The following is an 18,999-nucleotide window of genomic DNA, read 5'->3' on the forward strand; positions in this document are numbered from 1 at the left end:
ACCGCCAAGGGCGCGACCGACCCAGCGTCGGCGGAGGCGACGATGAACCGCCTGCACCCGATCAGCGCCGTCGGCAACGTCCTCAATCGAGCGCTCAGTATCGGTGCCTTCGGCTTCTTCGTCGGGATGATGCTGTCGGGGCCGCTGGATCTCGTCCCGTTGGTGGCCGTCTTCGTCCTCGCGCCACTGGGTGCACTGATCGGAGCGGCCTACGGCGTCGCTCGCTACTACCGCTTTACCTACGAACTCTCCGGGGGCACGCTGTCGGTCAACTCCGGTGTCTTCGACCGGCAGGAGCGGGCGATTCCGCTCAGTCGGATCCAGAACGTCGACATCGAGCGTGGGCCGCTCCAGCGACTCCTCGGACTCGCCGTCGTGAAGTTCGAGACGGCGGGGGGAAGCGCGACTGAGGCGACGCTGAACGCCGTCTCCGCCGAGGAAGCCAGCGACCTCCAGTCCGAGGTCGCCCGCTATCGCCAGCGCGAGACGGAGTCTGACCGCTCCGAGACGACCGACGGCTCCGCTGAGGGCGAGCGCGCGGCCTCGGTGACGGACGCCGACGAGACGGCGAGCGAGCGGTCGATCGAGCAACCGACCGAAGAGCGCCTGTACGAACTGTCGACGGGCGATCTGCTGACACTCGCGCTGGTCTCGTTCCGGCCGGCCGCGCCCGCGGTGGTCCTCTTCAGTGTCCCGTTCGCACAGGAGTACGCACTCCGCGTGCTCTCGGCGACGGTCGAAGCGGTCGGCGGCCCGGCGACGGTCTCGCTCGAACGACTGGCGACCTACTCGACGCCGGAGGCATTGCTGGTCGGCATCGTAGCGGCCGCGCAGTTCGTGCTGGCCGCGTGGATCCTCAGCGCCGCGTTCACCATCACGGAGTACTACGGATTCCAGATCGACTACGTGGGTGACGATCTGCGCTATCGTCGGGGACTGATACAGGAGTACAGCGGGTCGATTCCCCTGGCGAAGATCCAGACCGTGACTGTCCGCGAGAACGTCCTGATGCGGCAGTTGGGCTACGCGGCACTCGCGGTCGAGACCGCCGGCTACGCGCCGGGATCGGGCAGTCAGGACGCCAGCAACACGGCGATCCCACTGGACGACCGTGAGACGGTGCTGGCACTCGCCGAGGCGCTGACCGACGCCGAAACGCCGGCCATGGAGTCGCTCCCGACCCGGTCGCGACGACGGTACGCCGTCCGGTACTCGCTCGTCCCGCTGGCGATCACCGCCGTCCTCGGTGTCGTCGACGGGGTCGCCATCCCGGTTCCGGGCGGTCCCTCGGTCGCGGTGTCGATTCCGTACTGGTACGCGCCACTGGTCCTACTCCCGCTGACCGTCGTCGCCGGCCATCTGACGTGGAAGCACCGTGGCTTTGCCGTCCTCGATCACCTCTTTGCCACCCGGAGCGGCGTCCTCGTTCAGGCGACGCGGTTCGTCCCGTACTACCGCGTCCAGACGGTGATCGACTCACGGACCGTGTTTCAGCGTCGCCTCGCACTCGCAAGTGTCACAGCCGACACGGCCAGTACCGCCAGTCTCATCGGCGGTGACGCGACGGCCCACGACGTGGACGACGCGACCGCACGTGAGCTACACGGTACCCTTCGGTCGAACCTGATGGCTGATCTCAGGGCGAGAGAACGGGGCGACCGCGGGCACGCGCTGGCGGCCTACCTCGCCGAGCAGGCCGGCGAAGTTCACGACCCGGCTGACGAGTCACCGGGTGATCCGGGCGACGAGCAACGCCCCGGCGCGTCGAGTGGGCGAACGGAATCGGGCGAAGATTCGCCGCTCGAAGAGTAGGCCGACAGTCAGCAAAGCAGCGTGTGCAACGCCTCGGGGACGACGAGCACGTCGCTGCCGGGTTCGATGGCCGCCTCGACGCTGTTGGCGGCGTGCATGAGACAGGACTCGACCACGTCGGATGACTGACTGTTCGTGATCCACACGTCGTAGTCGCGCAGGACGCGGGCGACGACGAAGGCCCGCTGTGCGCCCGCCTCGTAGCCCGCGGCCATCTCGTCGTACAGTGTCGACGCAGTGTCGGCCCCGGAGAGCCACTCGTAGAACCGCTGTTCGCCGGTCCCGTCGCCCGCGCCCTCCGCGAGCGTCGCCGGCACGACGATCCGACCGCCGGGGCGGAGTGGATTCCGATCACCCAGCGCGACGTAGGTCGCCGCCCGCGTCGCCTGATAGAGGTTCGCGTCCTTCGGTGCGCCGACGCCAGCGACGACCGCGTCGTACTCGCTGTCGACTTCGACGGAGAGGGCCGTTCGGGCGGTCGCTGCGAGGTCGCGGACGACGGCCCGCGAGTCGCCCGCCGCAGCGTCCATGATCCCCGCGGGGCCGTGGGTGACGTTCAGACAGAAGTCGACGCCAGCGCGGTCGCCGGCACGGTCGAGAAAGTCCCGAAAGGGGTTCCCGTCGACGCGACCGAGGCGCACGCCATCCTCGCCCAGCAGCGCCGGGCCGTGGCTGTACCGGATCTGGGACTCGCTGCCCGCACCGACGACGACGGTCTTCGCACCACCGGAGAAGCCGGCGTACTGGTGTGGCTCGACCATCCCGGTCGAGACGATCCGGTCGGCGGCCGCGACGGTCTCGTGAATCTCGATCGGGACGCCGTCGACCTCGCCGACGGCGACGGTCCGGTCGGGATCGTGATTGATCGCCAGATCGGCGTGGTCGCCCAGTGCGCGCTCGATCTCGGCGTCGGTCATCGGCCGGTGGAGACCCAGTCCGACGACGACGGTTACCTGTTCGCGATAGACGCCAGCGCGTTCCAGTTCGGCCAGTAAGGCGTCCAGTAGCACGCCGTCGGGCGTCGCTCGCGTCACGTCGGTGACGACGATTGCGACGGTGTCGTCCGGGTCGACCCGGTGAGAAAGCGGTGGGCCGTGTGGATCGGCGAGAGCGGCGCTGGCTGCCTCGGCGGGATCGACAGCCTCGCCACCGGACGGTGTCCCAACGGTGACCGAACAGTCCGGGAGTGAGAAAGAAAGCCCGTCTCGACCGTACTCGACGTGGTAACTCATGGCTCGCAGTTGCACGGCCAGCGCCGTGTGCCTTTCTGTCCCGGCGCTATGCGGTCGTCGTCCGGTCGGGCAGGAAGGGCACGCGTGCGACCGCGATGGGGAGCACGAGGATGCCGGTCACGAGGCAGGCGTAGACGAAGGCTGCGATGGGCGGGGCGACGGCATCACCGGCCTGATCGACCAGAAGTGCGAACGGGACACCGACGCCGACCAGCACGCCCCCTTCCAGGCGCGAGCGCAGGGTACCGGCGGCGTCGATCCAGCGACTGCCGACCGCGCCCCCGAGACTCCCGCCGAGCGCGAGTACGGCCTCCTCGCTCGCGCCGGTGACGACGACGGCACCGACTGCGATGGCCGCGGCGGCGGTGAAGGCTCGGGCGGGCCGTTTTCCGACGACGTGCCAGCAGGCCGCGAGGATCGCCAGCCCGAACAGCGTCCCGACGAGCACGTCACCGAGGTAGTGCATGCCGAGGACGACCCGGGAGAGCGCGATCAGCGCGACCGCGAGGGCGACGCCCACGACGACGCGGGCGTCGTCGAGTCGGTCCCGAACCGTCGCAAGCCCGCCGTAGACGACCACGGCGGCGACGGCGTGGCCGCTCGGGAAGCCGTAGGGATCGTTTTCCAGCGCGATCAGCCGCACCGACTCGGGTGGCCGCGGGAGTCCCAGCGCCGTCTTGACGAGGATCACCGTCGCCAGTGCGACGAAAGCGTAGCTGACGACCGTCGCCGTCGACCGGCGTTCGCCGAGCCAGTACAGCACGGACAGGACGAACAGCAGCACCGTCGCACCGCCGAAAGCCGTGATCACGCCCATCGGATCGACGAGCCACGCCGGCACCGCCGCCCAGATCTCGCGTGAGAGTCCAGCGAGTCGGAACATAGCGAACTCGTCTCGTCACCATCACTTAAACAGATCGGCACCGCTCGGCACCGATTTCGTGGGTAGCTGGCAATAACTGATAGCCTTGCCCCGAGCAAAACTGTATGCACAAGAGGGTACAAAATGGTCGCTTTCCCGAGTCACGAACCGCCGAGTGCAGGAGCGAACGTATCGACGGAATCGGTGGTGGTTCTATGACCGAGATTACCACCACCGACCGGATCGACTACCGCTGTCGGACCTGTGAGGTACGATTCGGCGTGCCCGAACACGAGACGGTCGTCTGCTGTCCCGTGTGCCGGATGAACCGGATCGAATCGCTGGACGGGTGAGCGCCCGACTCACTGTGCCCACTCGACCATCCGTGCGTACAGATCGTCGGTCGAGAGCGCACCCTCGTCGCCCACGAGGACGAGTGCCTTCTTTGCTCGCGTGAGCGCGACGTTGATCCGCCGATAGTCCTCGAAGATCGGGCCGTCGAGGCTCTCAGTTGCGACGAAGGAGACGATAATGACGGGCTTGCTCGACCCCTGAAACCGGTCGACCGTGTCGACAGCGACGCTCTCGGACACGTGTTTGTTGATCTGGGCGACTTGCGCGCGGTAGGGCGCGATCACGCCGATGTCCGCCTCGTCGACGCCCGCTGCCCGATACGATTCGACCACGTCGGCGACGGCGGCGGCCTCCTCGGGGTTCGTGTTGCCCTGGACGTGGCCGTCCGGGTCGACGAAGTTCACGCCGTCCCGGAGGTGCTCGGGGAGTTCATCGCGTTCGACGCCCGCGAGGTCGTCGATACGCTGGGCTGCTACCTCCCCTGTGGCGGGTCGTAGCTGTCCGTCGTAGAACTCACGGGAGGCGAAGGCCTGAATCTGCTGGGCCATCCGGTACTGACGATCTAGCAGGACCCCGGCGTCGGGATAGGCTTCGATGAGGCGTTCGAACAGCGACTGTGAGAGGGTCTCGTCCTCGGACTGGACGACCGGCGGTAGCTGCTGGTGGTCGCCGACGAGGACGAATCGGTCGGCAAGCGTCGTGGCAGCGAGCGTCCCCGGTTCGGTAAGCTGGCCGGCCTCGTCGACGATGGCGACGTCGAACGACTGGGTCTTTGCGACCCGCGAGCCACAGGAAGCCGTCGTCGCGGCCACGACGCTGGCGTCTTCGAGTCGCCCGACGCAGTCGTCCGGGTCACCGGCGGTCTCCAGCCGATAGTGTTGCATGTCCTCGCGGACGCCGCTCTCGGTGCCCAGCCTGACGATATCCGTAAAGCCCTGGTCTTCGAGCGCTTCGAGACAGTTGTCGACCGCCCGGTTGGTAAAGGCCGACAGGAGGACCCGATTGCCGCTCTCTCTCGGGTCGCTTTGCTCCCCGCTCGATTCTTCGGCGGGGCGTTGCCCCGCCCCCTCGACGAGCGCCCTGACGATCCGGGCGAGCGTGTAGGTCTTGCCCGTCCCCGGCGGGCCGTGGACGAGCGCGCAGTCCTCGGCCCCTACAGATAGCTGGACGGCCTCGTTCTGGGCGTCGTTGTTGTCGATGAACGTCTCCGACACGTCGTCGAACTCGGGAGCGCGCCGGCCGAAGAGCACGTCTTTCTGCTCGGGGGGCTGGGTGAGCAAGGCGTCGTGCAGGGCCGTCAGCATCCGATCGGTTCCGATCTCGGAGGGGTACACGTCCAGCCGGCGGAGAGCGACCGGCTCGTCGGTCGTGACGACGATCTCTGGCCGGGCGTCCTCGCGGCTCGCGGTTCCACCGCTCGCCCGTCCCGAGGACTCGCTTTGTTCGTCCTCGCGCCCCAGGCGCTCGACGCGCGCCATCTCGGAGTCCCCACTGACCGGGTCGCCGTCGCTCGCCAGTGCGATGTCGCCCTCGCGGATCTTCGAGACGGCGTCGGTTCCGCGCGCCCGGAGTTCCCAGCGCCCGCTGTCGAGCTGTCGCCGGCCGGTCGGTTCGAGGTCGATCAGCGCGCGGTCGTCGTCGGCCCGCTCCTCGGGGGTCTGGTCCCAGAGTTTGGCGTACTCGCGGTGGACTGCCCGGCGCTCGGCTTCGATTGCCTCGTAGAACCGCTCGAAGTAGTCGCGCTCCTCCTCGGGGATCGGCGTGCCGATCTGCCCGGCCTTGGACTCCTGATCCAGACGCCCCGACACGGCCATGCAGGTGTCCTGCTCGAAACAGTACTCACACTTGGCGTCGGCCTCGTAGCCCGTCGGCACCGAGGCGTCGTACTCCATCGCTGCGATCTCGTTGCGCGTGCGGACGACGAAGTTCAGCAGGCCGTCGTTGATCGAGAACTCCTTGGCCGGCGAGAGATCGCCCGACTCCTCAGTTCGTTCGACGGCGGCGTTTTTCGTGTACAGCAAGGTCCCGGTGTCGGGCGCTTCGTCGCGGCGCTCGCCCAGTATCAGGGCGTAGCAGGCCGCCTGAATCTTGTCCTGAAAACGCGGTTCCCGGCGAGTGTTCTTCCCGGTCTTGAGTTCGACCGGCATCCCCCGGCGGACGGCGTCGGCCCGTCCCTTGATGCCGTACCGGTCGGAGATCAGCGTCATCTCCGAGCGCCATTCGTCGGCTTCCGTCAAAGTCCCTTGCTTGAGCCACCCGTCGATGGCCGTCGCGTGATCGCTCACCTCGGTCTCGACTTCATCGGCGTCGCGGCCGAGCAGCCCCAGATCGAGGCCCGCCTTCTCGACGTGATCGGTGACCGCCTCCTCCACGTCGCGCCCGCGGAGCAGGTCGCCGAACACCTCGTGGACGATGGTCCCCTTGACGACCGGGTAGGCCTGTGGCGTCCCCGAGAGCTTGTTGAGGTAGTACATCCGCGGGCACTGGACCCACGAGCGCACGTCGGTCACGTCGACGAGGAAGTCCGGTTCGACGACGACGGCGGCGTCGCCGCCGACGGAGTACTGGGTCTCGCCGCGATACTCGCGCTCTTCGGCGTCGTAGATCGCCAGCTCCATTCCCGGTTCGAGCACGTCGCCGGTCTCGGTCCACTTGCCCCACAGCGTCGCCGTCACTGGCTCACCGGCCCCTCGGTCGGGCCGGACGGTCACCTCACAGAGGTCGCTCTCGCCGTACTGTGTGTTGACGGTCTTGGTCTCGCCCACCTCGACCGCGACGCCGCGTAATTGCACGCCCAGAGTCAGGAGCGGGCGGGGAAAAACGCTGTCGGTCGGCCCGACGCGTGCTCACCGATCGGCGTCGTCGGCCGCGTCCGTTCGATCGGTCGACGCTGCGTCCGTGTCCGACGAGTCGGCCGATCGGCCGTCACTCGTGACGGAGTCCGGCGTCACGCCCTCGCTGGCGACGCCGGTCACCGCCGATTCGCCGTCGGTGGCAGTGCGGTCGCCACGCTCCGACTGGCCGGTTTCGCTTCTCGACCCGCTGCTGTTCGGGGCGTCCGGCGAGACGGCCGGGACCTCGACCCGGTCGAGTGCGTCACGGACCACGTCGGCCGCATCGACGCCCTCGACGGTGGCGTTCGTCGAGAGCACGATCCGATGGGCCATCGTCGCGACGGCGAGTCGCTTCACGTCGTCGGGGACGACGTAGGACCGACCGGCGATGACGGCGCTGGCCCGGGCCGCCTCGAAGACCCGTTGGACGCCGCGGGGGGAGACGCCGACCTCGGAGCGTTCGTCGGCGCGGGTCTCGCGGGCGATGTCGACGATGTAGCGCCGGACTGGCTCGCGGACGATCACGTCCTCGGCGAGGTCCTGCAGGGCGAGTACGGTCTCGGCGTCGACGACTGGTTCGACGCTCGGGGCCAGCGTTCGGCGACCTGCCCGCCGGTCCAGCAGGTCCATCTCGCCGTCGATCGAGGGGTAGCCAAGCGATGTCTTGACGCTGAAACGGTCGCGCTGGGCTTCGGGGAGTCGAAAGGTTCCCTCCTGTTCGATCGGGTTCTGGGTCGCGACGACGACGAACGGTTCGGGGAGGTCGTGGGTCGTCCCGTCGACGCTGACCTGTCCCTCCTCCATCGCCTCCAGCAAGGCCGACTGGGTCTTTGGCGGCGCGCGATTGATCTCGTCGGCGAGCACGACGTTGGCGAAGATCGGTCCCTCGGCGAACTCGAAACTGCGCTCGTGTTCGTTGTAGACGTTCGACCCGGTCACGTCGGCCGGCAGCAAGTCGGGGGTAAACTGGATGCGCGTAAATTCGAGCCCCAGTGCCTCTGCGAGGACACGAGCCGTCACCGTCTTCCCGGTGCCGGGAACGTCTTCGAGCAGCACGTGGCCCTTCGCGAGGACTGCCGAGAGCACTTCGTGGAGGACGGTCCGTTCGACGACGGCGGCCGACTCGATGCGCTCTGCGACAGCGACACACGCCTCGGCCCCGTCGTCGACGGCGAAGTCCCGCGACTGATCGACCATGTGATCGTGTTGTCGTGTGGCCCCATCAATCCACGGCTTCACCGCCGGCGTAGCCACGAACGCCCAGTAGCAGGACCAGTACGCCGAACACGGCCATCCCCGCCGCGACGAGGACGGTCCGGTCACCGACGGCTGTCGTCCGTACCAGATCGAGCAGGCCGACGACGAGGACGATCACGACGCCGACTGCGACCGAGATCACCGCGTGAAACAGTTCCAGCCGCCGCGTCTCCGGGAGATGGCCCAGTTCGGCGGTGACGCCGAGTCCGAACGCCGACACGTCCCAGACGATCATCGCGGCGGCGGCAAGTGCCACGACGACCGGTCCCGGCAAGCCAAGCAGTCCCGCCCCGACCGTCGCCACGACCATCCCGAACGCGGCCAGCGCCGGCCCGCCGGCACGTGCGGGCAGCATCCCGGCGTACTCCGCGAGGACGAGCGCCCCGCCGACGAAGTACAGTGCGATCGGACCGAACAGCACGACGAGCACCAGCACCGACACCGGCAGCGGCACGGGGAGCAGCGAGAAGGTGAACGGGAGCATGCCCATTGTGAGGAACAGTCCGGCCACGAAGGGCGCGAGCGAGCGATTCGCGCGCGTCTCGACTGGGCGCGTCAGTCGCCGTAATCCGAGCGCCACCACTCCGAGCAGGACGGCGAGAAGACCGACACCGAGGACGACGGCGACGACCGGTGGGGCCACGAGCAGGCGGAAGACCGTCGGGACGAACGGTGCCACTCGGTAGAGCGTCGTGAAGACGCCGAAAAACGAGAGCGGGAGCACCAGCACGACGGCGACGACCGAGCCGACGAGCAGGATCGTGTCGATCCGCCGGACGCGGGCCAGCACGGCGTCGACGGTCGGCCGGCGGTGGCGCGGTGCGAGCTGTCGAATCGGCATCCACCGCAGGCCGATCCGGAGGAGGATCGCACTGGCACCGACGTACAGCAGGAACACGGACAGGCCGACGGTCGGATCGGTCGCGGAGACCGTCGCCCGGACCAGCACCACCGCGAGATAGAGCAGCGAACCGAAGACGCCCCACAGCAGGATCGAGACGTAGGTTAGCCCCTCCTGAAACAGCGCTGGCCGGACCGAGGTTGCCGACGCGGTGTCCGTCCAAGTGCTTCCCAGCGCGAGCAGGGCGATGGCGAAGCCGGTGAAGAAGACGCCGTAGGCCGGCCGAACGAACAGCAAGGCCGCGAGACCACCCACGAGGGCGGTCCCCGGCGGCAGGAGGATGATCTGGCCGATGAACAGCGACGCGAACCGGTCGCGATTCGCCAGCGCGATGCCGGCCGTCACCAGCCCCGTCAGCGTCGCGAGGCCGAGCGCGAACCGCCCGACGCTGGCACACGACGGCACGAGCAGCGTCGGTACGAGTCCGTCGCCAAAGCGAAGGCCATAGTTCCACGGACAGGTCGTCGAGACGACCAGCGCCCCGAACACCAGCAGCGACACGACCGTCAGGCTGGTCGCCCGCGGTCGCCCCTCGTCGCCCAGTGCCGTCGGCCGGTCGAGACGCGGTCCGAACAGCGCCATCTACGAGACCCTCCCGTCGATGCCGGCCTGTCGCTGCCCGGGCAGGCGCTCGTCGGCGGCGAACGCGTATTCGAGTGCCAGTGGCAGCGGCGTCCCGCGACGCCAGTCCATCACGCGCGCCCCGGTCGCCTGACAGCGTGCCAGTCGCGTGTGGCGCTGGAGTTGCTCGAACTGGCCGCTGACGGTGTTGTCCGTCACCACGTCCGGCGAGAGAACGACACCCGGGAACCCCTGTGAGCGCCACGTCTCCACAGCAGTAACGGGGCGGTCGTCGAGCAGCGGCGAGAACATGGCTAGCTGTGCCCCCGCTGGTGCCAGCGCCAGAAGTTCGGTCATCTGCCGGTCGGTGTCGGGCGCGCCGGTCGTCGCGGTCGTCGCGGTCTCGAACATGTCGAGCGCGTGCGACCGTTGCTGCTGACCGCTCGCCGGTGGGAGCCAGTGGAGTCCCGCCGGCCCCGGTCCGTCGGTGCCGACGACGGCGACGCCGACCTCGTGGCCGGCCTGCAGGAGGTCGCCGACGGCGTGCGTCGCGGCGTAGGCCGACAGTTCGACGGCGGTCGGTCGACCCGGCCCCGGCACCGCGCGACTGATCCGGCGTGCGTCGACGACGAGCACGACCGTCGCCGCCAGTCGCTGCTCGTAGTTGACTGTCGCCAGTTCGTTGCGCTTGGCGTAGTTGCGCCAGTCGATCCGGCTGGCGTCGTCGCCCCGGCGGTACTCTCTGGTCGAGTGGAAGGTCAGTCCCTCGCCGGGGTCGTCGGTGGTCAACTGCCCGACGAACTGCGAGCCGTGATCGTCGATCGGGGGTGCCTCGGCGTCGAGGCGACAGACCAGTTCCCGCTCCCCGGTGACGGCCGGGCGCACCGTCGTCACGCTCGTCCCGCCGAGGCTCCGAACCCGGACGGTCGGTGGTTCGAAGTCGTGGACGCCCCGCCGGGCGACGACGACGTACTCGACAGTCGCCGACGCGCCGGGTTCGAGCGTCGTCCCGAGTCGCGGCGAGCCACGCAGGACGGCCAGATCGGTCGGCACCGCGTCGACGACGCGCACGTCCGAGAGACCGTTTTCACCCTCGTTGGTAACCGTCAGCGTGACGTGGACGGGCGTCCCCGGCGGCGACAGGTCCGGGTCGACGTGGCGCGTGACCGACACCGTCGCCTCGCTCGGGGCGCTGGTGAGCAAGCCGTAGGCGAGATAGGCGAGCGGGACGACCCCGGCGAGCAACAGCGCACCGCTCCGGGTGAGGACGCCGACGGCTCCGAAGAGGATGGCCGCCGCCACGGCACCGCGCCAGCGCGTCGACGCTTGCTTCATCGCTCGCTCCCCCCGTCGTCCGCTCGCACGAATCGGTCGCGCTCGGGCGTCTCTGGACTGTCGTCAGTTTCCTCGGCCGCCACGGCCTCGCCGCTGGTCGCGTCGTTCGCGTCGGCCCCGTCGTTTGTCGCGCCGTTCGCGTTGGCCGTCTCGGTGTTTCGTTCGCGCTCGCCGTCGATGTCGACCGGTACCTCGTCCTGTCCGGGTGGCCGCGGTCCGCGGGCCGTCCGCAGGGGGTCGACAGCGCGCTGGACGCGGCCGTCGACGCCGCGCCGGAGGTCTTCGAGCGTCGGCTGGATCACCGGGACCGACCGCGGTGCGTTCTGTCCGGGCACGATCGGGATCGACTCCCCGCCGACTTCGGCCATCGCCTGCACGGTCCGTTGCAGGTGTCGCCTGACGACACGCTCGGGGAACAGCCACGCCTCGATGCGCTGGCGCAGCGACCGCGAGGGGAACGAACACGTCGGTTCGAGGACGGCCGCGGCGACGGGATCGGTCGTCCACGCTCCCGTTTCGACCGCCTGTTCGACCTCGTCTCGTGACGACTGTATCGCGAGTGCATCCACGAGCGCACGCCGGAGGATCGGGCGCACGATCTCGAAGCCAGCCTCCAGCGACCGCTCGGCCCGGGCCTGCTCGCCCGCCTCGGCGAGGACGGCGGCGAACGACTCGCCCGAGAGCACGTCCTCGCCGCGTGACCGCTCGGGCGACTGTTCGAACAGCGCACCCTCGTCGGTCCAGGGCGCAGCGAGGAGCGACTGGTCGTCGGTACTGGGTGAGCCAAGGAGTTTCCAGACCGCAGCGACCACACCGAACAGCGCAAGCAGGACGATCAGTGCCGATCCCGCCGACGCGCCGATGCCACCGCTGCCCAGTACGAGCGCCACCGCTGCGAGGCAGACCAACACCGCGCCGATACCGGCCGTCGGACGCATCAGTACTCCTCCTCCTCGTCGACGATGGTCTCGAACGCCGTCCGTGCCCGCTCGAACTGTCGTTCTGTGAGCGGTTCGTCGCCGTACTCGACGGCCCGGAAGGTGTCGGTCAGCGCGTCGACGGGCGCTTCGGGCAGTCCCCGCTCGACCGCGCGACGCGACACTTCACCGGCCGTTCTGCGGGGCCACTCGTCGGGGATCACCTGTCTGGCGAACTGCCGCCAGACGCGCCTGAATCGTTCGGTCGGCGACCTGTCGGCATCGACCGCTGTCTCGTCGACGGACGGCTCCCCGTCGGTATCTTCGCCCGATGTCGTCCGGCCGAACAGCCGCCGGGGCGACGTGATCAGTCCGCGAACGAACGCGATCAACCGGGCCAGGAGACCGGCGAGCCACGACGGCACGTCCGTGAGCGATGCACTCGCGAGTCGGTCCTCGAACCGCTCGACCCGACGCACGATGCCGTCCAGCGTCGACTCGATGCGCCCGGTGAGCCACAGCGTGTCCGAGAAGAGCCGATCCCCGAACCGGCCGACCGCTCGTTTCAGTGAGCGTGCCACACTGCCGGCGTCCCGGTCGCTCCTGAGGAACGAAAGCAGCCCGACGGTGAGCACGACGAGCGCGACGGCACCCAACAGACCGGTTCCGCCGCCCACGAGATAGCCGGCTGTGAGCGCGTAGATGATGCCGACGGCGACGGTCCCGGCGGCCAGGCCACGCCGCCCGCCGGCAGCGTAGCCGCCGATGGGCAGACCGACGGTGACCACGACGGACAGGAGCGCGAACAGCGCCGTCGGGATGTACACCAGTGCGACGGGGTAGCTGGCGGTCTGGTCGGCCGTCGTGACGGTGACGCGCGTGGTCGGATCGGCCGGCAGACGGATGTCGACGGTCCCGGCAGCGTCGGTCCGGCCCAGCGAGGACCCACCCATCGTCACGGCGCTGTCGGTCGCCGGTCGGTCCCCGAGCGTCGCCGTGACAGTCGCCTGCTGGCCGGGGACGGCCGGAAACGACACCGACTCAACGGCTACGTCCAGTCGGCGGACGGTGACGGCTCGGACGCTCCTGAACGCGCCGCGTTCGACCTCGACGCGGAGCGTCCCGTCGCCCTGCTCGGGTGCCCGGATCGTCGCCCGTCCGTCGGCGTCGGTCTGCCCGACCTGCTGGCCGTCGACCGACACGGTCGCGTTCGGGACTGGGTTGCCGACCATCGTGGCCCGGACCGTCGTCGTCTCGCCGGGGTAGGGCTGGCGCTCGACGGCGATATCGATGCGCCCACGGACGGGATACTCGCTCGAACCGTTTTCGGCCTGCTGGGCCTGCTGGGTCGCGACGCCACCGAGTCCGGCCGGAGACACACCCTGCGAGTCGGGACGCGACACTTCGCCGCCCGTCGAGGAGCCGATTTGGCACTGGCCGCCACTCGGCAGTTCGACCTCGATACGGAGGCGCTTCTGGTACGGGACCGTCCCCGTGACTCGTCCGTCCTCGTCGGTCCGGCCGACGGCGCGGCCATTGAACCACACTCGGCTATCGCTGACCGGTTCGCCGTCGTATCGGATCGTCGCCGTCACCGACTGGCCGGGCACCGGCGTCTCGGACAGGGAGATGGTGCAGTCAGACTCCTGATCCAGAAAATCGAGCGTCAGCGGCTCTGGACTCGGCGCTGTCGCCGGCATCGCGAGCGCCGCGACGAGCAGGCCGACGGCACACACCGCCACGACCAGCAACTGTCGGGTCGAGAGGCGTGCCGTCGGTTCGGAGGGGCCGCGTTCGTACATGTATGGGGAGCGATCGATCCCGGACGGCGTGACGGACCGGCACCACTGCCACGCCGGGGGACCAGCGGCGGTTCTACCGTACGTGTTGGCGTCGCCCGCAAAGAAATCCTCGGTCGATTCAGACGGAACGTTGTAGCAATTTACCGGTGAGCGTCTACCCGTGGCGACGCTCTCCGGTAAGTACATACAACTGTCCGTATCAGACGGTTCGGCCTCGCCGTGGTTCGGGCCGACGGCACGGGATCGTGGGACTGATCCGGGATAGATCGTCGACAGTCCGTATCGGGCGACAGCGCCCCGATAGCGCCGACCGATAGGTATTTTCAGATCCCCCACCAACCCCGCTGTATGCGCGTTCGTGAGTGGGATGACATTCTCGAAGACGTCGTCGAATCGAACGCCGACCCCGGTGGCTGGCGCGCCGTCGGCGGTGATCGGGCCTCGGGGATCGGCGAAGACCTGTACGTCGGCCACCCGTCGGTGGGCGTCTTTCAGCTCAAGACCTACGCGAAGAACCCCTACGACGTACAGGGTATCGGCTCGCGGGTCGCTCGCCGAATCGACGACGAACTCGACCCGCTCTTTCCCGAGCGCGGCAGTGGTGGGTTCGGTGTCCAGCAGCCACTCGAAGACGAAGACGAGGCCAAAGAGAAGGTCCAGAACCTCGAAACGGTCCTCGAAACGCACGCCGACGCGCCGACGACCCCGGACGCACTGTTCGAGGACGTGATGGACGCACTCGACTCGCCGGCCTACGGCCCGATGGAGTTCGACCACTACGACCGCCCGGATCAGCTGGACGACCTGACCGACACGTTCGAGGAAGCCGAGGAACTGCTCGAAGCGGAGTTCGAGGACGTCGTCGACGACGAAGTCGGCAGGGGATTCCACTGATGGGGACAGACGGGGGCGACGGGCGAGCACGCGGCGACCGAACGAGTACGGCCGCGTCCGCCGTTCGGACCTACTACGCGGCGCTCCGTTCGGGGGACCCACTCGGCTCGTTTTTCGCCGACGGCGACGTGGTGAAAGTCGGGATCAGCGAGCGGCTGGTCGGTGCCGATGCGGTCCGAGACGGCTTGCGAGAGCAGACCCGGACGACGACAGACTGGACCGTCGAGAGCCGGGACCTGCACGTCACCGACCGCGGGGACTACGCGTGGTTCGCGGACACCGTTGCGATGGGCTGGACCGACACCGAACGACGGATCCGCTACGAGTTCGACACCCGATGGAGCGGGACGCTGGAACGACGGCGTGCCGACGGCGAACCGACGGCGAACGCGGATCGCTCGACGACCGAGGACGCCCCGTGGCAGTTCGTCGGCATGCACGTCTCGACGCCGGGTGACCTGTGATGGTCGGTCCGACGACATCCGACGAAGACCGTGCGGACTTCCTGCTGAAGTTCCGCATCGGCTTCGCGCTACTGGTCGGACTCTCGATGGCGCTCGTGGCGCTGAACGGCGAGGCGACACTCCCGCTCGTGGCCGGTGCGGGCATCGGCGGCACCGTAGCCGGGGCCGCGCTTGGCTGGTGGGTGTTCCCCGACAGTATCGCGCTCGGCTACGATAATCGGCGACGGTAGCGAGGCCTCACGACGAATTTCCGTCGTGTTCGACGCCCTCGAACATAGTGAACGCTCGCTCGCGTTCCCCGTCTGTACCCGTCGGATAGATTCCCAGCAGCACGACGTAGTCGCCCTCGTGCTCGACGTTCGTGACCTGAACGTCGATGTCGATCCACCGCCGTCCGAGGCGGGCACGACCGTCGTACTCGTCGACGAGCGCCGTCGTACCGAGGATGTCGAGCGTCTGGTTCCCGACCCGGTCGCTGACGTTCAGTCGCCGGAACTTGGCGTCGAACTGTTCGGCGAGTTCGTCGTTCGACATCCGAGCGATCGGATTGAACGAGCCAAACAGCAGTCGTACCTCGGGGCTTGCGAGCGTGACGACCGTCGCCGCTCGCCGGGTTCCGAGACCGGCGACTTCGAGCGTGCGGTCGTACCGTACCAGTTCGTTGATCGCGGTGACACGCTGGGTCTGACCGAACAACGTGACGGTACGCGAGACGTGCTGGGAGTCGGCTCGCTGGATCTCGTAGCCCGCCGTCTGCTGTGCTTCGTCGCTCACCGTCGCCGGCGAGGCCTCGAAGGTCGTGCCCGCATCCGTCGCGACGAGACCGGGGGCGACTGTCGCGGTGACCACGACGGCCGTCAGGAAAATGGTCGAGACACGCATTCACCCACACTAGTCGCCTCGACCCCATATCGCCGATGCCTTGACAGAAAGGTGCTACACACGGTCGACGAATCGCCGTCGAGTCGCAGGCGGCTGTCGTTTCTGTCCGGGACTACTCCCCGGTCGCTTGCGCGTGCTCGATCCCTTCGAGCAGCGTGAACACGCGCGCTTCCTCGCCGGACAGTGCCTTCGGATAGATGCCGATCGCGACGACGATGTCGCCCTCGTGTTTGACCCTCGTCACGTGGACAGACACATCTACGGATGTCCCGCCCAACTGAGCGCTCCCGTCGTACTTCTCGACGGGCGCGTCCTGTCCGAGGACTGTGGCCGTTCGGTTGTCGACCTGCTGGCCCACGCTTAGTCCCTCGTACTGGGAACTGAACCGGGAGAGAAGCTCGCGGTTCGAGAGACCGTCGATCGGATTGAACGTCCGCGTCGCGATCTCGACCTGCGGGCTGGCGAAGGTCACGAACAGCCCCGCACGCTGGGTGCCAAGGCCCGGCAGTTCGACCCCGCGGTCGTACTGTGCAAGCTGATTGGTGACGTTGACCGTCCGGGTCTGGCCCGCGACGGTGAAGTTCCGTTCGACTGTCTGGCGGTCCGTCGAGACTTCTTCGTAGCCAGCCTCCGAGAGCGCGTCCTCGCCGACCGGCGCTGGGTCTGCGCTGAACGTCAGTGCCTGGTCTCCGGTGATGAAGCCACAGCCAGCCGTCGTCGCGACGACGGCGACTGTCAGTAGAAGTGCAGCTTTTCGCATAGTCGGGGATTTACCCCCGTCGATATATGCCTGCTGGCCCGTGGACGGTCTCGGCCCTCGCCGTCCCCGACTGTGCCGTTCCGATCAGGGATCGACTCGGTGGAGCCACGCGGCCGGGTCGTCGAGTTCGTCGTCGGTGGGGAGGTTCTCCGGCCGTTCCCAGACTTTGCTCGCGCCCGCGACGCCGCGCTCGTCGGCGACGGCGTCGAAGAAGGCTTTGCCCCGTTCGTACTGGCGCCGCTTCATGCCCAGTCCCAGCAGGCGACGGACCAGTTTCGCCACTGGTCCCTGCCCGCCGCGGCGCTCGTCGAGCTTCCGTCGGAGGTCGTCGTATTCGTCGTCGAACGCACGGTCCATCACGAGTTCGGCGTACCCCTCGACGGCCGTCATCGTCGTGTCGAGTGCGCCAAGCGACGTGCGGTCGATCGACCCCTCGGTCAGGGCCTCGATGGCCTCCTCCATGTTCGACTCCATGTGTGCCGAGAGCCACGGTGCCGCACCGAACTCCGCCGCGTGGGCGACTTCGTGGAAGGCGATCCAGCGCCGGAAGCGGTCCGCGTCGACCACGAGCATGTCCGCGACCTTTTCGATGTTCGGATGGACGAAGTACAGCGCGTGCTCGTCGCCGTCGGCCAGCAAGAGCGGGTCGTACTGTCCGAGGACGTTCCGGCCGAGAAAGGAGAGCGCGAAGGCCATCGACCCGGTGTTGGCGATCCGTGCCACGCCGGGCATGATCTCGGCCTGTTGCTCGATGGGGCGCATCACCCGCTCGAACGTCTCGATGTTTGCGTCGATCCAGTGATGTCGGTTCTGGATCTCGACGGTGTCGGGGAGGTCGAACCCAACGTCGGCCACCTCGCGAACCCGGTCGCGGGCATCGCGCACGTCCGTCGCGTAGGCTCGCTCCTGTCGATCCGTCAGCGCCAGCGATCCGGGATCTGTCGAACTCTTGGCCGCCTCGGCGACGGCGGTCCAGTCGATCGGTCCGTCACCGGACGCACCGGCGACGGCCTGTACACTGCGATACAATCCCATACACGAACAAGTGGGGGCGAGGGGATAGGCCTTCTCCCTCCGGCGATGGTCGTCAGGATTGTGCCGACGGGCTACGTCGACGCTGTCGCAGGCGTCGCACCAGCCAGACGATCACCAGTGCGACACCGACCACGGCGACCGGATGGCGACCAAGCTCTCGGACGACCGACACCGCGACACCCTGTGGGTGGACATCGACGGACCGGACTTCGAACTCCCCGACACCGCCGGACTCCCACGCAGGTGTGGGTTCGAGTGTGGCGATGCGCCGCCCGTCCACCGCGACGACGACACTCACGCCGGTCGTCTCCAGAAGCGGCCCGAGTCGGTCGAGGTGGTCCGTCGGCAGCGACCGGAACAAGGAGACGGCCGCGCCGAGTGAGGGCGCATCGAGCGTGACGGTGTCGCCCGTCCCCGTGATCCGGTACTCGTGATCGTCTCGTGTCAGCGTGAGGTCCGCGTCGATGGCGAGCGGTGCCTGCGCCGACGACTCACTCGTTTTCACGGGTCGTCACGCGAATCGTGCCGTCGAGACGCCAGTGTGCGTGTTCCGCGTCCTCGCCGGTCCCGCTTGGCACGTCGACTTCCATGTCCTCGAACTCGTAGGTGATCTCGGCGTTTCGGCCGGTGAGGCGGTCGTAGAGGCTGATCGCCAGCTCCGGCCACGTCGTCGTTTCGTCGATCCGTTCCTCGGGGGAATCTGTTTGGCTCACACTGACGTGTATGTCAGCCTACTACTTAATGGCGCACCCAAACTGGATCGTATCGAGTCGCCGGCCCCATCACTCCCTGCTACTGGTCGATCAGGTCCACGGGCTGGTCACAGCCGAGCACGGCCCGTGCGACGAGGGCCGCCACCACGGAGAGAACGAGCGCGAGGACTGCCAGAACCGGGATCGAAGCGCTGCCACCGTCGTCCTCGACAGTCTCGTCGGCCGACTCTTCCGTCGGCTCCGCCCCGCTGTAGGGCGCGTTGTTCGTGATCGTCGCGTCGTCGAGGTGGAGTTCCAGGAACGTGAATTTCGACATACACGTGTTTCACCGGGTCGCCACTTATGAATTCGGTCAGGTGATGTGAGACAAACGTTCATCACGGG

Annotated in this window: 19 protein-coding genes; 5 read left to right on the forward strand and 14 right to left on the reverse strand. The window is 68.1% G+C overall.

What is annotated here, in order from left to right; all coding sequences use genetic code 11:
* The first annotated feature begins 42 nt into the window (after positions 1 to 42).
* The gene (locus AC5FRW_RS11935; RefSeq protein WP_493568685.1) at positions 43 to 1,812 is read left to right on the forward strand and encodes a PH domain-containing protein; all 1,770 of its coding nucleotides are present in this window, start codon (positions 43 to 45) and stop codon (positions 1,810 to 1,812) included.
* An 8-nt stretch (positions 1,813 to 1,820) separates the two neighbouring features.
* Here the strand turns inward: AC5FRW_RS11935 and AC5FRW_RS11940 are convergent, their stop codons facing one another.
* Both AC5FRW_RS11940 and AC5FRW_RS11945 read right to left on the reverse strand, forming a co-directional pair.
* The gene (locus tag AC5FRW_RS11940; protein ID WP_493568686.1) at positions 1,821 to 3,044 is read right to left on the reverse strand and encodes a lactate racemase domain-containing protein; all 1,224 of its coding nucleotides are present in this window, start codon (positions 3,042 to 3,044) and stop codon (positions 1,821 to 1,823) included.
* A gap of 46 nt (positions 3,045 to 3,090) precedes the next feature.
* Positions 3,091 to 3,927, reverse strand: coding sequence for a phosphatase PAP2 family protein (locus tag AC5FRW_RS11945; protein WP_493568687.1), 837 nt, complete (start codon positions 3,925 to 3,927; stop codon positions 3,091 to 3,093).
* Positions 3,928 to 4,121: 194 nt separating this feature from the next.
* On the opposite strand from AC5FRW_RS11945, the gene AC5FRW_RS11950 reads away from it, so the two are divergent.
* Positions 4,122 to 4,259, forward strand: coding sequence for a hypothetical protein (locus AC5FRW_RS11950; RefSeq protein WP_493568688.1), 138 nt, complete (start codon positions 4,122 to 4,124; stop codon positions 4,257 to 4,259).
* A 9-nt stretch (positions 4,260 to 4,268) separates the two neighbouring features.
* Here AC5FRW_RS11950 and AC5FRW_RS11955 read toward each other — a convergent pair whose 3' ends face one another.
* From AC5FRW_RS11955 to AC5FRW_RS11980, 6 genes are read right to left on the reverse strand one after another with little or no spacing between them, the layout of a single operon-like run.
* Positions 4,269 to 7,052: an AAA domain-containing protein gene (locus tag AC5FRW_RS11955; RefSeq protein WP_493568689.1), complete on the reverse strand. Its 2,784-nt coding sequence runs from the start codon at positions 7,050 to 7,052 to the stop codon at positions 4,269 to 4,271.
* Positions 7,053 to 7,106: 54 nt separating this feature from the next.
* Entirely contained in the window at positions 7,107 to 8,291 is a 1,185-nt protein-coding gene (locus AC5FRW_RS11960) for an AAA family ATPase (protein WP_493568690.1), read from the reverse strand.
* A gap of 25 nt (positions 8,292 to 8,316) precedes the next feature.
* A complete protein-coding gene (locus AC5FRW_RS11965; RefSeq protein ID WP_493568691.1) occupies positions 8,317 to 9,834 on the reverse strand; it encodes a DUF7519 family protein in 1,518 nt (505 codons plus the stop codon).
* Positions 9,835 to 11,148, reverse strand: coding sequence for a DUF58 domain-containing protein (locus AC5FRW_RS11970; protein WP_493568692.1), 1,314 nt, complete (start codon positions 11,146 to 11,148; stop codon positions 9,835 to 9,837). It abuts the gene before it with no gap.
* The gene (locus AC5FRW_RS11975) at positions 11,145 to 12,086 is read right to left on the reverse strand and encodes a DUF7269 family protein (RefSeq protein WP_493568693.1); all 942 of its coding nucleotides are present in this window, start codon (positions 12,084 to 12,086) and stop codon (positions 11,145 to 11,147) included. Before AC5FRW_RS11975 ends, AC5FRW_RS11970 begins: the two co-directional genes overlap by 4 nt.
* Positions 12,086 to 13,867 (reverse strand): DUF4129 domain-containing protein, encoded by a 1,782-nt coding sequence (locus AC5FRW_RS11980; RefSeq protein ID WP_493568694.1) that lies wholly within the window; start codon positions 13,865 to 13,867, stop codon positions 12,086 to 12,088. The genes AC5FRW_RS11975 and AC5FRW_RS11980 overlap by 1 nt, the downstream gene beginning before the upstream one ends.
* Before the next feature lie 348 nt (positions 13,868 to 14,215).
* Between AC5FRW_RS11980 and AC5FRW_RS11985 the strand changes: the two genes are divergently transcribed.
* Genes AC5FRW_RS11985 through AC5FRW_RS11995 form a run of 3 tightly spaced genes read left to right on the forward strand, consistent with a single transcriptional unit; the run spans position 14,216 to position 15,455 of the window.
* Entirely contained in the window at positions 14,216 to 14,761 is a 546-nt protein-coding gene (locus AC5FRW_RS11985; protein WP_493568695.1) for a hypothetical protein, read from the forward strand.
* On the forward strand, positions 14,761 to 15,225 hold the full coding sequence (locus AC5FRW_RS11990) for a nuclear transport factor 2 family protein (RefSeq protein WP_493568696.1): 465 nt from the start codon (positions 14,761 to 14,763) through the stop codon (positions 15,223 to 15,225). Before AC5FRW_RS11985 ends, AC5FRW_RS11990 begins: the two co-directional genes overlap by 1 nt.
* Positions 15,225 to 15,455 (forward strand): DUF8527 family protein, encoded by a 231-nt coding sequence (locus AC5FRW_RS11995; protein ID WP_493568697.1) that lies wholly within the window; start codon positions 15,225 to 15,227, stop codon positions 15,453 to 15,455. The genes AC5FRW_RS11990 and AC5FRW_RS11995 overlap by 1 nt, the downstream gene beginning before the upstream one ends.
* A 7-nt stretch (positions 15,456 to 15,462) precedes the next feature.
* On the opposite strand, the gene AC5FRW_RS12000 is transcribed toward AC5FRW_RS11995, so the two are convergent.
* The 6 genes from AC5FRW_RS12000 to AC5FRW_RS12025 form a co-directional block, all read right to left on the reverse strand.
* On the reverse strand, positions 15,463 to 16,107 hold the full coding sequence (locus tag AC5FRW_RS12000) for a DUF6517 family protein (protein WP_493568698.1): 645 nt from the start codon (positions 16,105 to 16,107) through the stop codon (positions 15,463 to 15,465).
* Positions 16,108 to 16,219: 112 nt separating this feature from the next.
* Entirely contained in the window at positions 16,220 to 16,867 is a 648-nt protein-coding gene (locus AC5FRW_RS12005) for a DUF6517 family protein (RefSeq protein WP_493568699.1), read from the reverse strand.
* A gap of 84 nt (positions 16,868 to 16,951) precedes the next feature.
* Entirely contained in the window at positions 16,952 to 17,902 is a 951-nt protein-coding gene (locus tag AC5FRW_RS12010; RefSeq protein ID WP_493568700.1) for a zinc-dependent metalloprotease, read from the reverse strand.
* 52 nt (positions 17,903 to 17,954) lie between these two features.
* Entirely contained in the window at positions 17,955 to 18,407 is a 453-nt protein-coding gene (locus AC5FRW_RS12015) for a hypothetical protein (RefSeq protein ID WP_493568701.1), read from the reverse strand.
* The gene (locus AC5FRW_RS12020) at positions 18,394 to 18,615 is read right to left on the reverse strand and encodes a hypothetical protein (RefSeq protein ID WP_493568702.1); all 222 of its coding nucleotides are present in this window, start codon (positions 18,613 to 18,615) and stop codon (positions 18,394 to 18,396) included. The genes AC5FRW_RS12015 and AC5FRW_RS12020 overlap by 14 nt, the downstream gene beginning before the upstream one ends.
* A gap of 79 nt (positions 18,616 to 18,694) precedes the next feature.
* A complete protein-coding gene (locus tag AC5FRW_RS12025; protein WP_493568703.1) occupies positions 18,695 to 18,931 on the reverse strand; it encodes a hypothetical protein in 237 nt (78 codons plus the stop codon).
* Positions 18,932 to 18,999 lie beyond the last annotated feature (68 nt).

It is taken from the genome of Halomicrobium sp. HArcht3-1, from assembly GCF_058933345.1.

What these genes read in the sequence shown, in the direction of transcription:
- AC5FRW_RS11960 (WP_493568690.1), bottom strand. Translation starts at nt 8,291, where the DNA reads ATGGTCGATCAGTCGCGGGACTTCGCCGTCGACGACGGGGCCGAGGCG.
- AC5FRW_RS11990 (WP_493568696.1), top strand. Translation starts at nt 14,761, where the DNA reads ATGGGGACAGACGGGGGCGACGGGCGAGCACGCGGCGACCGAACGAGT.
- AC5FRW_RS11965 (WP_493568691.1), bottom strand. Translation starts at nt 9,834, where the DNA reads ATGGCGCTGTTCGGACCGCGTCTCGACCGGCCGACGGCACTGGGCGAC.
- AC5FRW_RS11935 (WP_493568685.1), top strand. Translation starts at nt 43, where the DNA reads ATGAACCGCCTGCACCCGATCAGCGCCGTCGGCAACGTCCTCAATCGA.
- AC5FRW_RS12025 (WP_493568703.1), bottom strand. Translation starts at nt 18,931, where the DNA reads ATGTCGAAATTCACGTTCCTGGAACTCCACCTCGACGACGCGACGATC.
- AC5FRW_RS12000 (WP_493568698.1), bottom strand. Translation starts at nt 16,107, where the DNA reads ATGCGTGTCTCGACCATTTTCCTGACGGCCGTCGTGGTCACCGCGACA.
- AC5FRW_RS11950 (WP_493568688.1), top strand. Translation starts at nt 4,122, where the DNA reads ATGACCGAGATTACCACCACCGACCGGATCGACTACCGCTGTCGGACC.
- AC5FRW_RS11985 (WP_493568695.1), top strand. Translation starts at nt 14,216, where the DNA reads ATGCGCGTTCGTGAGTGGGATGACATTCTCGAAGACGTCGTCGAATCG.
- AC5FRW_RS11940 (WP_493568686.1), bottom strand. Translation starts at nt 3,044, where the DNA reads ATGAGTTACCACGTCGAGTACGGTCGAGACGGGCTTTCTTTCTCACTC.
- AC5FRW_RS11995 (WP_493568697.1), top strand. Translation starts at nt 15,225, where the DNA reads ATGGTCGGTCCGACGACATCCGACGAAGACCGTGCGGACTTCCTGCTG.
- AC5FRW_RS12005 (WP_493568699.1), bottom strand. Translation starts at nt 16,867, where the DNA reads ATGCGAAAAGCTGCACTTCTACTGACAGTCGCCGTCGTCGCGACGACG.
- AC5FRW_RS11980 (WP_493568694.1), bottom strand. Translation starts at nt 13,867, where the DNA reads ATGTACGAACGCGGCCCCTCCGAACCGACGGCACGCCTCTCGACCCGA.
- AC5FRW_RS11970 (WP_493568692.1), bottom strand. Translation starts at nt 11,148, where the DNA reads ATGAAGCAAGCGTCGACGCGCTGGCGCGGTGCCGTGGCGGCGGCCATC.
- AC5FRW_RS11975 (WP_493568693.1), bottom strand. Translation starts at nt 12,086, where the DNA reads ATGCGTCCGACGGCCGGTATCGGCGCGGTGTTGGTCTGCCTCGCAGCG.
- AC5FRW_RS11945 (WP_493568687.1), bottom strand. Translation starts at nt 3,927, where the DNA reads ATGTTCCGACTCGCTGGACTCTCACGCGAGATCTGGGCGGCGGTGCCG.
- AC5FRW_RS12010 (WP_493568700.1), bottom strand. Translation starts at nt 17,902, where the DNA reads ATGGGATTGTATCGCAGTGTACAGGCCGTCGCCGGTGCGTCCGGTGAC.